The following is a 14,652-nucleotide window of genomic DNA, read 5'->3' on the forward strand; positions in this document are numbered from 1 at the left end:
CGCATGAGCGCACACGACGCGAAACGGACCATCCTCGTCACCGGCGTAAATGGCCAGGTCGGCTACGAGCTCGCGCGCACGCTGCAAGGGCTCGGCAACGTGGTTGCGGTCGACCGCTCGCGGCTCGATCTGTCGAACCTCGAGCAGATTCGCGCGGTGGTGCGCGAGGTGCGTCCCGCGCTGATCGTCAATCCGGCCGCTTATACCGCGGTCGATAAGGCCGAAGAAGAGCGCGATCTCGCGATGCGCATCAACGGCGAAGCGCCGGGCGTGCTCGCCGAGGAAGCGAAAAAGCTCGGGGCCACGCTGATCCACTATTCGACCGACTACGTGTTCAACGGCACGAAAGAAGGCGCGTACGTCGAAGACGATCCGACCGATCCGCAGAACGTCTACGGCCGCAGCAAGCTCGCGGGCGAGCAGGCGATCGCGGCAACCGGCGTCAATCACCTCGTGTTGCGCACGAGTTGGGTGTACGGCACGCGCGGCAAGAACTTTCTGCTGACGATGCTACGTCTCGGCGCCGATCGCCCCGAGCTGAAGGTGGTGGCCGACCAGTTCGGCGCGCCCACCTGGTGCAACACGATCGCGACGCTGACCGCGCATCTGTGTGCGCAGTCCTTCGCCGCCGAAGACGGCGCGAAGTGGTGGAGCGAGCGCTCGGGCATCTATCACCTGTGCGCGGGCGACTCGACGTCGTGGCACGGCTTCGCGTCGGCGATCTTCGAGCTTTCGGATTTGCCGAACAGGCCGAACACGCTGCCGATTCCCGCCGCGGACTACCCGACGCCGGCCAGGCGCCCAGCCAATTCCAGAATGTCGAACGAGAAGCTGGCGCGCGTGTTCGGGCTCGCCGCGCCGCATTGGCGCGACGCGCTTAAGCTGTGTTTGACAGACGGTTTTCCAAAATCGCCGGCGGCGCGCGCCTGAGTCAGGTTTTCAACGCGTGGGTGCGCGAGCGCCAACGTTCCCTGACAATGGTGAAAGGGGGCGGCGTTAGAATGGTGCACGACGTGAAGGCGTGCCAGGCGCCGATTCAGCGGTCCATGCGCAGTGAATTGCAAACGTGTACGCCAACCGTGCACTAGCCAGTACGGCCGGGTAATAACTACGGTACTGAGAGGGAGCTGTGAGTTTGTTACCGATCATTCTTTGCGGCGGAGCGGGATCGCGGCTCTGGCCGGTCTCGCGCGAGTTGCACCCGAAACCTTTCATTCGTCTTGCGGACGGCGAAAGCCTGCTGCAGAAAGCGTTCCTGCGCGCGGTCGCGTTGCCCGGCGTGAAGGAAGTGCTGACGGTCACCAACCGTGAGTTGTTCTTCAAGACCGAAGACGATTTCCGCGAGGTGAATCGCAAGAACATCGCGACTTCGTTCATTCTCGAACCGTTCGGCCGCAACACGGCCGCGGCGGTCGCCACGGCGGCCTTGCACACGGCGAAGGCGCACGGCGAAGACACGGTGATGCTGGTGCTCGCCGCCGATCATCTGATTGCGGATCAAACCGCGTTCGCGGCAGCGGTCGCGCGTGCGCAGACGCTTGCGCAGGCCGGCAATGTGGTCACCTTCGGCATGCATCCGGACACGCCCGAAACCGGCTACGGCTATATCGAAGCCGATGGAGAGCGGGTCGTGCGCTTCGTCGAGAAGCCGTCGCTGGAGAAGGCCCGCGAGTATCTGGCGTCGGGCAAGTTCGTGTGGAACTCGGGCATGTTCTGCTTCACCGCGGGCACGATCCTGAAGGAAATGCGCGAGCACTGTCCGGACATTCTCGATGCCGCGGCCGAATGCATGGACAAGTCGCCGTCCGCCGCGGGCAAGACCGGCGCGCAGGTGCGTCTCGAGCCGGGCAGCTTCGGCGCGGTGCCGGAGCTGTCGTTCGACTACGCGGTGATGGAGAAGTGCGAGCACGCGGCGGTCGTGTGCTGCGACCTCGGCTGGACCGACGTCGGGTCGTGGACCGCGCTCTCGGATCTGTCGCCGGCCGATGCGAGCGGCAACCGCGTCGAAGGCGAGGCGCTGCTCGTCGACGTGAAGAACTCATATCTGCGCAGCGGCGGGCGCCTGATCGGCGCGGTCGGCGTGGACAACCTGATCGTGATAGACACGCCCGACGCGCTGCTCGTCGCGCACAAGGATCGCGCGCAGGACGTGAAGCAGATTTTCACGGAGCTGAAGTCGCGCGGCCACGAGACGTACAAGGTGCATCGCACCGTGCATCGGCCGTGGGGCACGTACTCGGTGCTCGAAGAGGGGCCGCGCTTCAAGATCAAGCGCATCGAGGTGAAGCCGGGCGCGAGCCTGAGCCTGCAGATGCATCATCACCGCAACGAGCATTGGGTCGTGGTGAGCGGCATGGCCAAGGTCGTCAACGGCGAGAGGGAGTTCTTCGTGTCGACCAACGAGTCGACCTACATCCCGGCGGGCCACAAACATCGCCTCGAAAATCCGGGCGTCGTCGAACTCGTGATGATCGAAGTGCAAAGCGGCGAATATCTGGGCGAAGATGACATCGTTCGCTTCGAAGACATTTACGGACGTACTTGAGATGGATATCAGTTTTACCAACGACACGGAAGACCTGACACGTCACAACGAGCACGACGACCTGCTGGTCGGCATGAAGGCGGTGCGGGTCTGGGGCACGCTCGGCTGGCACGACATCCGGCAGCGTTATCGCCGTTCGGTGCTCGGGCCGTTCTGGTTCACGCTCAGCACGATCATCATGGTGGTCGTGCTCGGCGCGTTGTATTCGACGCTGCTGCACCAGGACATCGCAGACTATCTTCCGTATCTCGCGGTCGGTCTCGTCGTGTGGGCGTATCTGGCGTCGGTTGCCAACGAGGGCTGCATGGCCTTTATCGGCTCGGCCTATCTGATCAAGCAGATCAGGTTGCCGCTCACCGTGCACGTGTGCCGCATCGCGTGGCGCAACTTCGTGATCCTGCTGCATAGCCTGCCGGTCGTCGTCGTGCTGCTGCTCCTGTTCGGTCACTGGCCGGGCTGGGAAATCGTGCTGGTGCCGTTCGCACTCGTGATCCTGCTGCTGCACGGCGTGTGGCTTGGCGTCACGCTCGGCGTGCTGTGTGCGCGCTTTCGCGACATTCCGCCGATCGTCACGAACCTGATCCAGGTCGTGTTCTTCTTCACGCCGGTCATGTGGTCGCCGGAAATCCTGAAAGACCGCGCATGGGTCGCCGAATACAACCCGCTCTATCACCTGATCGAAACGGTGCGCGCACCGCTCACCGGCCGCCCGACCCACTGGGAGACGTGGGCGTGGTCGATTGGCCTGCTGATCGTCGGCTTTGCGTTCGCGCAGATCCTGATGAAGCGTTTCCGTAATCGCGTTCCTTACTGGCTTTGATATGGTGAGTTCTTCATCGATAGTCGCTCGTAACATCTCCGTCGAATTTCCGATTTACGAGAACTCGCATCGCTCGCTGAAAAAGGCGGTGCTCAATCTCACGACGGGCGGCCGGATCGGCCAGGACGCGGGTCGCCATGCGGTCGTCCGCGCGATCGACGACCTGAGCTTCACCTTCAGCGAAGGCGAGCGCATCGGCCTGATCGGCCACAACGGCTCGGGCAAGACGACGCTCCTGCGCACGCTGTCGGGCGTCTATGCGCCGGTGCGCGGCGAACTGAAGGTGCAGGGCAAGATCGCGTCGCTGCTCGACGTGTCGATGGGCCTCGACCCCGACGCGACCGGCTTCGAAAACATCTATCTGCGCGGCATTCTCGACGGGCTGAAGCCCGCGCGCATCCGCAGCAAGATCGACGAGATCGCCGACTTCAGCGAGCTCGGCGACTACCTGAATCTGCCGGTGCGCACCTATTCGAGCGGGATGATGCTGCGCCTCGCATTCGCGATCTCGACGAGCGTCGAAGCCGACATCCTGATCATGGACGAATGGCTGAGCGTCGGTGACGCCGAGTTCAGCGTGAAGGCGGCCGAGCGTCTGGAAGGCCTCGTCGGCAAGGCGTCGCTGCTGGTGGTGGCGTCGCACGATCCGTCGCTGGTTGCGCGCGTATGCAACCGCAAGATCTCGATGGAGCACGGCAGGATGGTCGCCGACGAACCCGTGCTGCCGCCGGAAGAATCCGACGAGCCTCTCGTCAGCCACGCCGCGCAGTTGCCGCACTGAGCACGCAAGCGCGCGGCCGGCGCGGCGCGTGGCGCGCTGCCTCCGGCCTGCGCGCCGACCCGCGGCGTGCGCCGTGCGAGCGCCAGGCCAGTCCCGCAGTTCAGCAAAACCCTCGTGGCAGACCCCGAGGCGTAACAAGGTTCGAATTTGATGCGAGCTAACCACCCATTTCTGCGCTACTCCGAATCCCTGCTCGTGCGTCAGCCGTTTCGCACTCTGAAGGGTTTCGCGGGCGGCTATATCGCGTATCCGATTGCGGAGAACGCCGAAAAGCGCAATGTGCGCCCGAAAATCCGCGAGCTGCGCGAACATTATTCGCTGCCGATGCCGCATCGCCGCCGCATCGCACTCGAACGGCTCGTGGCCACGCTCGAATTCGCCGGCGCGAACGTGCCTTACTATCGCGACCTGTTCCAGTCGAAGCAGTTCGACCCCGCGAAGGTCAAGGACGACCCGCGCTATCTGGAAGAGCTGCCCTATCTGACCAAGGACATCATCCGCGAGCAGGGACCGCGTCTGCTGTCGGGACCGCTCGTGGCGGGCCAGCACCACGCGTGCAAGACCGGCGGCTCGACCGGGCTCTCCACGACGATCTACTACGACCAGGAAGGCGCGGACTATTCGTCGGCGGTCACCAACTATTGTCGCGAGCGGATCGGCAAGCTGCGCCATCGCTCGGAGCTGCACTTCGCGTGCCGTTTCCCCGATCAGGTCATGCCCGAATGGCCGTCGCGCGAAGACTTCAAATGCTTCGCGATGAATCGCAGCAACATCTTCTTCGACCGTATCGACGATCAGGGCCTCGAGGAAATGTGGCGCACGCTGAAGCGTCGCCGGCCGTATCTCGCCCACTCGCATCCGTCGACCATGTACGCGCTCGCCTGCTACGTGCAGCGCAAGTACGGCGGCGGCAAGGCGTTCCAGGTGTTCGAGTCGAGCGGCGAGCTGCTCGAGCCGCATGCGCGCGAGATGATCGCCAAGGCGTTGCGCTGCCGCGTGATCGACCGCTACGGCCTCGCCGAGCTCGGCGTGATGGCCTACGAGCTCGACGGTCACGAAGGCGGCTTCCAGATCCTCGAATCGGAAGGCTGGCCGGAAAGCCGCGTCGCACCGGACAATCCCGACGGCGCGCATGAGCTCGTGTTCACCGGTTTCCGCAACAGGCTGATGCCGTTGATCCGCTACACGACCGGCGACCTCGCGCGCGTGCAGGAAACGCAGAAGGGCTTCTTCCTGACCGACGTGGTCGGCCGGATTCATGACGTCGTGCCGATCAACGGCGTCGCGCATCCGACGCACCACATCCAGGACATGCTCGATCACCGCGTCGGCGGAATCCAGGAATTCCAGATCGATCTGCGCACGACGCCGCCAACTTTGCGCATCGTGCTCGAACCGCACGCGAATGCCGACGACACGACCGCGAAGCTGCGCCACTTCTGGCAGGATGCGTTCACGATCGCCTACGTCGGTCACGACGACTTCGTGCGGGTGGGCAGCCGGGCCAAATTCCGTCACGTGGTGAGCGCATGATCGGCGTCGCGTTTCCCGACGCGCGCGCCGATGCCGGCCAGTACGTGCTGGCGGCGCTGCGTCGCTCGGTCAGCGTCACGCAGGCACAGGCGATCACGCGCAACATGCTGCACGAGATCGCGCCCGACGTCGTGGTCGCCGTCGACGCGCCCGATGCATGGAGCGCGGACCTGATCGCGTTCGTAGAGACGCGGCCGCGCAAGCTGATCGTGTTCGGCCATATGCCGATCGCGCTCGCGAACTATCTGCGCTACCGGCCCTCGGCGTTGCCGCCTGAACTCGCGGAGGCGAGCCGCAGTGCCTCGGCGCCTTCCTTCGAAGCCCGCGAAAGCGCGGCGGCGGTGCGTTACGGCGCGCGCGCACAGACGCTCGGCGGCGCGGCGTGGCATCGCCCGTTCGAGCGCTTCGATTTCACCGACGAATGGAACAATCTCGGCTACGGCGCGATTCGCGCCGATGGCTCGATCTGGGCGCTCGCGCAAGCGGCTGAAGTGCCCGCCGAAGCGGAACTGGCTTCGGTCGTCGTGAACGGCGAGCGGCAGTTCGCCTACGCGGCGCTGTGGGAAGCCGGCGCATCGGGCGTGTTGTGGTTCAACCGGCCGGTCGGCCCGTGCGATTCGTTCGAATGGCGCCTCGTCGAGCAGTTTCTGTCGGGCTACCGGCCCGATGCGCTGCCGTGTCAGCCGGTGCTGAGCGAACTGCCTTGGGGCTACGACGCGGCGATCACGTCGCGGCTCGACTGCGACGAGGACGTCGAATCGGCGCGTCCGCTGTGGCAGGCGTACCGGCGTCTCGGTGTACCGTTCACGCTCGCCGTGCACACGCAGAACCTGCAACGCGGCGGCCAGCACGACATCCTGCGCGAGCTGCTTGCCGACCGGCAGCAGGGTGCGGTGCTGTCGCACACGGCCACGCACTCGCCGAACTGGGGCGGCAGTTACGACACCGCGATCGCGGAAGGCGTGCAATCGGCCGAGCTGCTCGAACGCGCGACCGGCGTGCCGGTGCGCTACGCGGTCTCGCCGTTTCACCAGTCGCCGCCGTACGCGATGCGCGGCCTCGTCGATGCGGGCTACGCGGGCTGCATCGGCGGCATCATCCGCAACGATCCGGAGTTCCTGAGCGCGCGTGGCGGCGCGTTGGCGGGGTTGCCGGCGGGTTTCGTCGGCCATAGCCAGCAGTGCATGCTGCACGGCGACTGCATGCTGAAAGACGGCGATCCGCTCGCGGTCTTCAAGCAGGCCTTCGACTACGCGTATGCGACCAACACGCTGTTCGGCTATCTCGACCATCCGTTCTCCGAGCGATACGCATACGGCTGGTCCGACGAGGCGGCGCGCATCGACGCGCATGAGCAGTTCATCGCCTACATCCGTGGCAAGGCGCAACGGCCGCTATTCCTGCACGAGGAAGCCGCGCTCGATTTCCTGCGCTTCCGGTCGCTTGCGCAGATCGTCGAACACGACGGCGCATGGCGCGTCGTCACGCCATTTGCCGACACGACGCCGCTCTCGCTCGGCGTCGAGTTCCGGGGCGCTCATACCAAGGTCGAGGCGGGGAAAGCACTGCAATGAAAGTCATGGTGGTGATGGGCACGCGGCCCGAGGTCATCAAGCTTGCGCCGCTCGTGCGAGCGCTGCGCAGCGAGTTCGACACGATCGTCTGCGCGAGCGGACAGCACAAGGACATGGCCGCGCAGGCGCTCGAATTCTTCGGCATCGAACCGGACATCACGCTCGAAACGATGCACGCCGGGCAATCGCTGAACGCGCTGGCGTCGCGCCTGATCGCCGCGATCGATCGCGCGCTCGACGAAACGCGTCCCGACTGGGTGATCGTGCAGGGCGATACGACGACCGCGTTCTGCGCGGGCTTCGCCGCGTTCCACCGCGGCATCCGCGTCGGCCATGTCGAGGCGGGGCTGCGCACCGGCGACCTGGCAAGTCCGTTTCCCGAAGAAGCGAACCGCAGTCTGCTCGGCCGCATCGCGACGCTGCATTTCGCGCCGACCTCGCGCGCTCGCGACAGTTTGCTCAGCGAAGGCGTCGCGGCGGAGAAGATCGTCGTGACCGGCAACACGGTCGTCGATGCGATCGACGAAGTGCGGGCTAGCTGGAGCGTCACGCCGCCGGCGAGTCCGCTGCCCGCATGGCAGGGCGCGCAGCAGCAGCACGTGCTGGTCACGTGCCACCGTCGCGAGAATTTCGGCGACGTGCTGCAGGACATTTGCCGCGTGCTGCGCGATCTGTGCCAACGCTATAGCGATTACCGCTGGGTGTTCCCGGTGCATCTGAACCCGGCCGTGCGCGAGCCCGTGCATCGCGAGCTCGATGGCATCCCGAACCTCGCGCTGATCGAACCGGTCGACTATCCGACGAGCCTCTATCTGATCAGCGGCAGCGCCGTCGTGGTCAGCGATTCGGGCGGCATCCAGGAAGAGGCGCCGACCTTCGGCGTGCCGGTCGTCGTGATGCGCAATCACACCGAGCGCCGCGAAGGTATCGACGCCGGTTTCGCGACGCTCGCGGGCCAGAGCGCGGCGAGCATCGAAAGCGCGGTGATCGGTTGGCTCGACGATCCCGCGCGGCGCGCCGCGTTGCGCGATCGTGCGAATCCGTACGGCGACGGACTGGCGTCGCGGCGCATCGTCGACAGCCTGCGCGGCCGACCGGTCGAGGTGTTCGTTGGCTGACTGCAAGAACCCCGTGCTTCCCGCGCAAGACTGCGTGCTGTTTTCGACCGCCGACTGGGACGAGCCCTACTGGACCAACAAGCAGCACACGGCGAGCATTCTCGCCGCACGCGGCTGGCGAATCCTGTATGTGGAAAGCGTCGGCTTCCGTTCGCCGAAAGTGGGCAGCGGGCGCGACTGGTCGCGGCTGTGGCGACGCCTGTGGCGCGGCGTGCAGTCGCTCGTGCTCGGACCGCCGCGCCGCGCCGACAACATCTGGGTGCTGTCGCCGCTGATGGTGCCGGCGGGGCATCATCTGCCGTTCGTGCGCGCGCTGAACCAGGCGCTGCTGCGCTTTTCGGTGAACCGCTTCGCGAGGTCGCATCGCTACGACAAGCCGGTCGTGTGGACGTACCACCCGTACATGCTCGATGCGATCGCGACGCTGCCGCGTGGGCCGCTCGTCTACCACTGCGTCGACGATATCGCGGCGATTCCGGGCGTCGACGTTGACGCGTTCCGCAACGCGCAGCAGGATCTGCTCGGGCGCTGCGAGGCGGTGTTTACGACCGCGCAGTCGCTGAAGGACGTGTGCCTGCCGTTCAACCGCAATACCCATTTCTTCGGCAACGTCGTCGATGAAGCACACTTCGGCGCGGCGCGCGCCGACGGGCCGGTGCCCGCCGAGCTCGCCGCAATCGACGAGCCGCGGCTCGTGTATCACGGCGTGCTGTCGGACTTCAAGGTCGACCTGCCGCTACTGCTGCAAACCGCGCAGGCGCGGCCGCAGTGGCAATGGGTGATCATCGGCGAGGAGCGCGAGGGGCAGCGCAGCGATCTGCTCGCGCAGCTCAAGCGTCTGCCGAACGTGCATCTGCTCGGCTACCGGCCGTATCGCGTGCTGCCGCAGTATCTGCGCGGCATGCGGGTCGGCGTGCTGCCGACCTTGATCAACGAGTACACGCACTCGATGTTTCCGATGAAGTTCTACGAATATCTCGCGGCCGGTCTGCCGGTCGTGTCGACGCCGCTCGATTTCGCGAAGGAGCCGCGCGCGGGGCTCGAAGTGGGCGGCGATACCGACGCGTTTATCGCGGCGATCGAAAAACAGTTGGCGCGCGGCAAGCTGAGCGCGGATGAAGCCCGCGCGGCGGTTGGCGACAATACGTGGGAGGCACGACTCGACAAGATGCTGGCGATCACGTTCCACTACCCTCAAGCGGGCGGCAGCAGCGCGCAGCAGCACGGCGCGGAGGTGCGCACGTGAGAGTCGTTCATGTGTACCGCACGTACTTCCCGGACCCGCCTGGCGGCCTGCAGGAAGCGATCCGCCAGATTGCGCTGTCGACGCGCGAACGCGGCGTCGAACCACGCATTCTCACCTTGTCGCCGAGCCCGACCCCGACGGTCGTCGACTATCCCGAAGGGCAGGTGATCCGCGAGAAATCGTGGGCGGCGCCGGCATCGTGCGATCTCGGCGGTCCGTGTTCGGTGATCAGGTATCGCGAGATGGCCGACTGGGCCGACGTCGTGCATTTCCACTTTCCGTGGCCGTTCGCCGACGTCTTGCATCTGCTCGGACGCACGAAAAAGCCGACGGTGATGACGTATCACTCCGACATCGTGCGGCAGAAGCTGCTGGGTGCCGTCTATGGACCGCTGATGCGGCGTACGCTGCGCAGCATGTCCGCGGTGGTCGCGACTTCGCCGGCCTATGCGCGGACCAGCGAGGCGCTCGCCGCCTGCGTGTCGAAGGAGCGCCTGAAGACGATTCCGCTGGGCATCATCGATTATCGCGACGAGCCGCAGTCGGCCGACGCGCAGCGCAATCTCGAGAGCCGGCTCGGTCTCGCGCCAGGCGAGCCATATTTTCTGGCGCTCGGCGTGTTGCGCTACTACAAGGGGCTGCATACGCTCGTCGAGGCCGCGCGGCATGTGCAGGCGAAAATCGTCGTTGCAGGCTCGGGACCGGAGCGCGAGCGGCTCGCCGCGCTGGCGCGGGAGCATGGCGCGAGCAACGTCGTGTTTGCCGGGCAGGTCACGCATGAGGAAAAGGTCGCCTTGCTGAAGGGTTGCCGCGCGATGGTGCTGCCCTCACATCTGCGCTCCGAAGCGTTCGGGATGGTGCTGGTCGAAGCGGCGATGTTCGGCAAACCGATGGTGTGCTGCGAGGTGGGATCCGGGACCTCGTACGTGAACGAGGACGGCGTGACGGGGTTTGTCGTGCCGCCCGAGGCGCCGCAGCCGCTGGTTGCCGCGATCAACCGGCTCGCGCTGGATGAAGCGCTGGCGGGCAGGATGGGGGCGGCGGCGCGGGAACGGTATGAGCGGTTGTTTTCGGGGCCAGCGTTGGGAAGCGCATATAAATCGCTGTATGAACGTGTATTGTCTTCCTGAGTCGCTATTTTCTTTTTCTCCATTTCGCCGGGAAGCTCGCGAAAGTGTTTAATTCGCGTTTGTTTGGGCAAATTCGGCCTATATGCGAGATGTTGGTAGTATCTGCGCAGTTGAGCCCGGTACGCTGATTATTCTGCTTCGTTACAATTAATTTCGCGGGCTTACGGTCGCTAACTCAATCGGCAATAAGTTGACAAATAAATCTGGAGCGGGTTGTGGGGAAGGGCGCGAAATGGTAGCGTGACGCCGCTTTACGTGGTCAGGATATTTCGATCCTCGTGATTCGACTTGACCCGCTACGGCGCCGGAACGAATTTCCACGACATCGCAGTACCTTTCCACACTCTTTTCTGCCTTGCGGCGGCCCACTGAATGAGTAGCAAACCCCTCGTTGTCGACCTTGATGGAACACTCATTCGCTCGGACGTCCTGATTGAATGCGGTTTTGCTTTCACCCGATCCGCTCCCCATCGGTTCTACGAGCCGCTTCTCTGGCTCCTGCGCGAGGGCAAAGCCGGACTCAAAGCCCGGTTGGCCGAAGCGACCAATATCGACGTCACCGTTCTGCCCTATGACGCCACGGTCATCGAGTGGCTGAAGGAGGAGCGGGCCGCCGGGCGTTCGCTCGTGCTGGCGACCGCTAGCCATGAACGCTACGCGAATGCGATTGCCGATCATCTTGGGCTATTCGACAAAACGTTCGCCACGCACAGCGACATCAATTTGTCCGCGCATCGCAAGCGCGACAGGCTCGTGGCCGAGTTCGGGGAGAAAGGCTTCGACTACGCGGGCAATTCGCACGACGATGTCGCAGTCTGGGCCGCGGCTGAGCGTGCCTATGTCATCAATCCGTCGAGTGGCGTCGAGCGCGCGGCCCGCAAGCAGGGCAACGTCGAGCGCGTCATTGACCAACGGTCCGCGTGGCCGAAGACGTGGGCAAAGTCGCTGCGACTGCATCAGTGGCTGAAAAATCTGCTGATTTTCGTTCCGCTGCTCGCGGCGCATCAACTGTCGGACGCCGCGCTTGTCATGTCAGCGCTCCTCGCTTTCCTTGCTTTCGGTGTCTGTGCGTCGAGCGTCTACCTGTTGAACGATCTGCTTGATCTCGAGGACGATCGGCATCATCCGAGAAAGCGCAAACGCCCGCTTGCTTCGGGCGCGTTGCCGCTCGTTTGGGGTGCGGCGCTCTTTCCCATTCTGCTGGCCGTGGGCGGCGCGATCGCGTGGCTCTGCCTGCCTCATATGTTCGCCCTGGTTTTGCTCGGATATTACGTACTCACGCTGGCCTATTCGCTCTATCTGAAGCGGCGAGTCATGGTCGACGTGGTCGCGCTGGCGTTGCTCTACACGACACGGATCATCGCCGGAAGCGCCGCGATCGATGCGCGGCTCACGTTCTGGCTGCTCGCGTTTTCGATGTTCATTTTTCTCAGCCTCGCGCTTGTCAAGCGGTATGCGGAGCTGCACGCGTTGAAGGAGCGCGGCCTCGTGAAGTCACGCGGCCGCGGCTATGTCGCGAGCGATCTGTCGTTGATTTCGTCACTGGGCGCGGCCTCGGGCTATCTTTCTGTGCTGGTGCTCGCGCTTTATATTCAGGACGCCAATACGGCGAGCCTCTATCGGCATCCGCAGTACATCTGGCTGGCCTGTCCTCTGCTGCTGTACTGGGTGAGCCGTACGTGGGTCATCGCGCATCGCGGCTTGATGCACGACGACCCGATCGTATTCGCGGCAAAAGACCGGAGCAGCTGGCTGACCATGGCACTCTGCGGCGCCGTGTTCTGGTTGGCGATCTAGCCATGCCCAAAGTTCAGTCGTGGGGGCGCTATCCGTACGTGCTGCAAGATGCCCATCCGATCACCTGGCGTGATACGGCCGCGGCGGTATGGCGAAGTGTCGCCGGCGCGGAGCGCACGACCCTTGCTTTTGGAAATGGGCGCAGTTACGGCGACAGTTGCCTCGCGTCGTCAGGCCACGTGGTCCAGACACTGCCGCTGGACCGGATGATTCTGGCCGACTGGCAAAACGGCGTATTGCGCGCTGAACCAGGCATGACACTGGAGCAGATTCTCGACGTGGCGATTCCACGTGGATGGATGTTGCCCGTGACGCCGGGGACGAAGTACGCGACGTTGGGCGGCGCGATCGCCAACGACGTGCACGGCAAGAATCACCATGTACGCGGCACGTTCGGCCGGCATGTGCGGCGCTTCTGCTTACTGCGAAGCGACGGCACGCAGTTCGAATGTACGCCGGAATTGCACCCCGAGTTCTTCGCCGCAACGATTGGCGGCCTTGGTATGACAGGGCTGATCACGTGGGCTGAAATCCAGTTGATGCCGATCAAGTCGAGCATGCTCGATGTGACCAGCATCCGCTTTGCCAACCTCGACGAGTTTTTCGCGCTGTCCGAACGGCTCGACGAACTGCATGAGTACAGCGTGGCGTGGGTGGACTGTCAGAGCCGCGATGCCGCGTTGGGCAGAGGCATTTTCATGGTCGGCGATCACGCTTCCGATGGAGGGCTCGATGTCGGGCGCCGCAAGACGCGTACGGTGCCGTTCACGTCGCCGATCCCCGTTTTCAACCGGCTGACCTTGCGCGCCTTCAACGAGTTGTACTACAGGCGGCAACGCGCGGAATCGGTTCGCTCGACGGTCAGCTACGACTCGTACTTCTATCCGCTCGACAGCCTGCTTGAATGGAATCGCATCTATGGCCGCTCGGGCTTTCAGCAATATCAATGCGTGATGCCGGCGCCCGTTGCACGCGAGGCAACGCGGGCCATTCTCGACGCGATTGCCCGCAGCGGCACGGGGTCGATACTTGCCGTGCTGAAGCGCTGCGGCGCCATCAAATCGCCGGGCTTGCTGTCTTTTCCGCTCGAAGGCACGTCGCTCGCGCTCGACTTCCCCCAGCGCGAGGAATCGAATCGCAAGCTTTTCGACCGGCTGGATGCGATCGTGCGCGAGAGCGGCGGCCGTTTATATCCCGCCAAGGACGCGCATATGTCGGGCGAAGATTTTCGCGCTGCCTATCCGCAGTGGGAGCAGGTCGAAGCGCTGCGTGATCCTGCCTTGATGTCACGCTTTTGGGAACGAACCACACGACTATGAAAAACATCGTTATCGTAGGCGCCACTTCGGCGATCGCCATTGCCTGTGCACGGCAATGGGCTAAACAGGGCGCGCGGTTCTTTCTCGTCGCGCGCAACATGGAGCGCCTCCAGCAGGTTGCTGACGATCTCAAGGCACGTGGCGCGCAAGACGTGCTGTGCCAGCAGTTGGACATCGATCAGCTTGGCGAACATGCCGCCATGATGCAGCGCTGTGCGGCCGAGTTCGGCGCGCTCGACATCGTGCTGGTGGCTCCCGGTACGCTGCCGAATCAACAGGATTGCCAGAACGATGCCGACGTCGCGGTCCGCGAGTTCAACACCAATGCGGTCTCGATTATCGCGTTGCTGACGCGTTTCGCGAACGTAATCGAGCAGCAACGGCGCGGCACGATTGCGATCATTTCGTCGGTGGCCGGCGATCGCGGCCGCCAGTCGAACTATCTGTATGGCAGCGCAAAAGCAGCGCTCTCCGCGTATTGCGAGGGCCTGAGGGCGCGCCTGTTCAAAGCGGGCGCGCATGTGCTGACGATCAAGCCGGGCTTTGTCGCTACGCCCATGACAGCGGGTCTTCCTTTGCCGGGACCTCTTGTTGCTACGACGGACAAGGTCGCGGGCGATATCTTGCGCGCGGTGGAAAAGGGCAGGGACGTCATTTATACCCCGTGGTTCTGGTGGGGCATCATGCTGATCATTCGCTCCATTCCTGGCCGCGTGTTCAAGCGGCTCTCGTTGTGATGCATCGCACGCATTGCGACAGTTCTGTCGTGCTCGACGGCAACCGTCGCCG

Annotated in this window: 12 protein-coding genes; all 12 read left to right on the top strand. The window is 64.1% G+C overall.

Translation table 11 applies throughout. The features are described 5' to 3' along the window. Positions 1 to 3: 3 nt before the first annotated feature. The 12 genes from rfbD to L0U81_RS03275 all read left to right on the top strand — a co-directional run bounded on the left by rfbD (position 4) and on the right by L0U81_RS03275 (position 14,600). The gene (gene rfbD, locus L0U81_RS03220; RefSeq protein ID WP_233800147.1) at positions 4 to 930 is read left to right on the top strand and encodes a dTDP-4-dehydrorhamnose reductase; all 927 of its coding nucleotides are present in this window, start codon (positions 4 to 6) and stop codon (positions 928 to 930) included. Between the two features lie 199 nt (positions 931 to 1,129). After that, positions 1,130 to 2,545: a mannose-1-phosphate guanylyltransferase/mannose-6-phosphate isomerase gene (locus L0U81_RS03225; protein WP_233800148.1), complete on the top strand. Its 1,416-nt coding sequence runs from the start codon at positions 1,130 to 1,132 to the stop codon at positions 2,543 to 2,545. 1 nt (position 2,546) lies between these two features. Next, a complete protein-coding gene (locus L0U81_RS03230; RefSeq protein ID WP_233800149.1) occupies positions 2,547 to 3,365 on the top strand; it encodes an ABC transporter permease in 819 nt (272 codons plus the stop codon). Positions 3,366 to 3,369: 4 nt separating this feature from the next. After that, positions 3,370 to 4,146 carry an ABC transporter ATP-binding protein gene (locus tag L0U81_RS03235; protein WP_233804192.1) on the top strand — a complete coding sequence of 259 codons (777 nt, stop codon included), beginning with the start codon at positions 3,370 to 3,372 and terminating at the stop codon, positions 4,144 to 4,146. Between the two features lie 150 nt (positions 4,147 to 4,296). Beyond that, positions 4,297 to 5,679, top strand: coding sequence for a phenylacetate--CoA ligase family protein (locus L0U81_RS03240; protein ID WP_233800150.1), 1,383 nt, complete (start codon positions 4,297 to 4,299; stop codon positions 5,677 to 5,679). Continuing rightward, entirely contained in the window at positions 5,676 to 7,253 is a 1,578-nt protein-coding gene (locus tag L0U81_RS03245) for a polysaccharide deacetylase (protein WP_233800151.1), read from the top strand. Before L0U81_RS03240 ends, L0U81_RS03245 begins: the two co-directional genes overlap by 4 nt. Continuing rightward, a complete protein-coding gene (wecB, locus tag L0U81_RS03250; RefSeq protein WP_233800152.1) occupies positions 7,250 to 8,371 on the top strand; it encodes a non-hydrolyzing UDP-N-acetylglucosamine 2-epimerase in 1,122 nt (373 codons plus the stop codon). The genes L0U81_RS03245 and wecB overlap by 4 nt, the downstream gene beginning before the upstream one ends. Then, positions 8,364 to 9,617: a glycosyltransferase gene (locus tag L0U81_RS03255; RefSeq protein ID WP_233800153.1), complete on the top strand. Its 1,254-nt coding sequence runs from the start codon at positions 8,364 to 8,366 to the stop codon at positions 9,615 to 9,617. The genes wecB and L0U81_RS03255 overlap by 8 nt, the downstream gene beginning before the upstream one ends. Next, complete coding sequence (locus tag L0U81_RS03260; protein WP_233800154.1) at positions 9,614 to 10,747, top strand: glycosyltransferase; 1,134 nt, start codon at positions 9,614 to 9,616, stop codon at positions 10,745 to 10,747. Before L0U81_RS03255 ends, L0U81_RS03260 begins: the two co-directional genes overlap by 4 nt. A 372-nt stretch (positions 10,748 to 11,119) precedes the next feature. Beyond that, positions 11,120 to 12,544, top strand: a complete 1,425-nt coding sequence (locus L0U81_RS03265) for a UbiA family prenyltransferase (protein ID WP_233800155.1) — start codon at positions 11,120 to 11,122, stop codon at positions 12,542 to 12,544. A 2-nt stretch (positions 12,545 to 12,546) separates the two neighbouring features. Beyond that, complete coding sequence (locus L0U81_RS03270) at positions 12,547 to 13,863, top strand: FAD-binding oxidoreductase (protein WP_233800156.1); 1,317 nt, start codon at positions 12,547 to 12,549, stop codon at positions 13,861 to 13,863. Beyond that, the gene (locus L0U81_RS03275) at positions 13,860 to 14,600 is read left to right on the top strand and encodes an SDR family oxidoreductase (RefSeq protein ID WP_233800157.1); all 741 of its coding nucleotides are present in this window, start codon (positions 13,860 to 13,862) and stop codon (positions 14,598 to 14,600) included. Before L0U81_RS03270 ends, L0U81_RS03275 begins: the two co-directional genes overlap by 4 nt. The last annotated feature ends 52 nt before the right edge of the window (positions 14,601 to 14,652 follow it).

The organism is Paraburkholderia sp. HP33-1 (assembly GCF_021390595.1).
GTDB lineage: Bacteria > Pseudomonadota > Gammaproteobacteria > Burkholderiales > Burkholderiaceae > Paraburkholderia.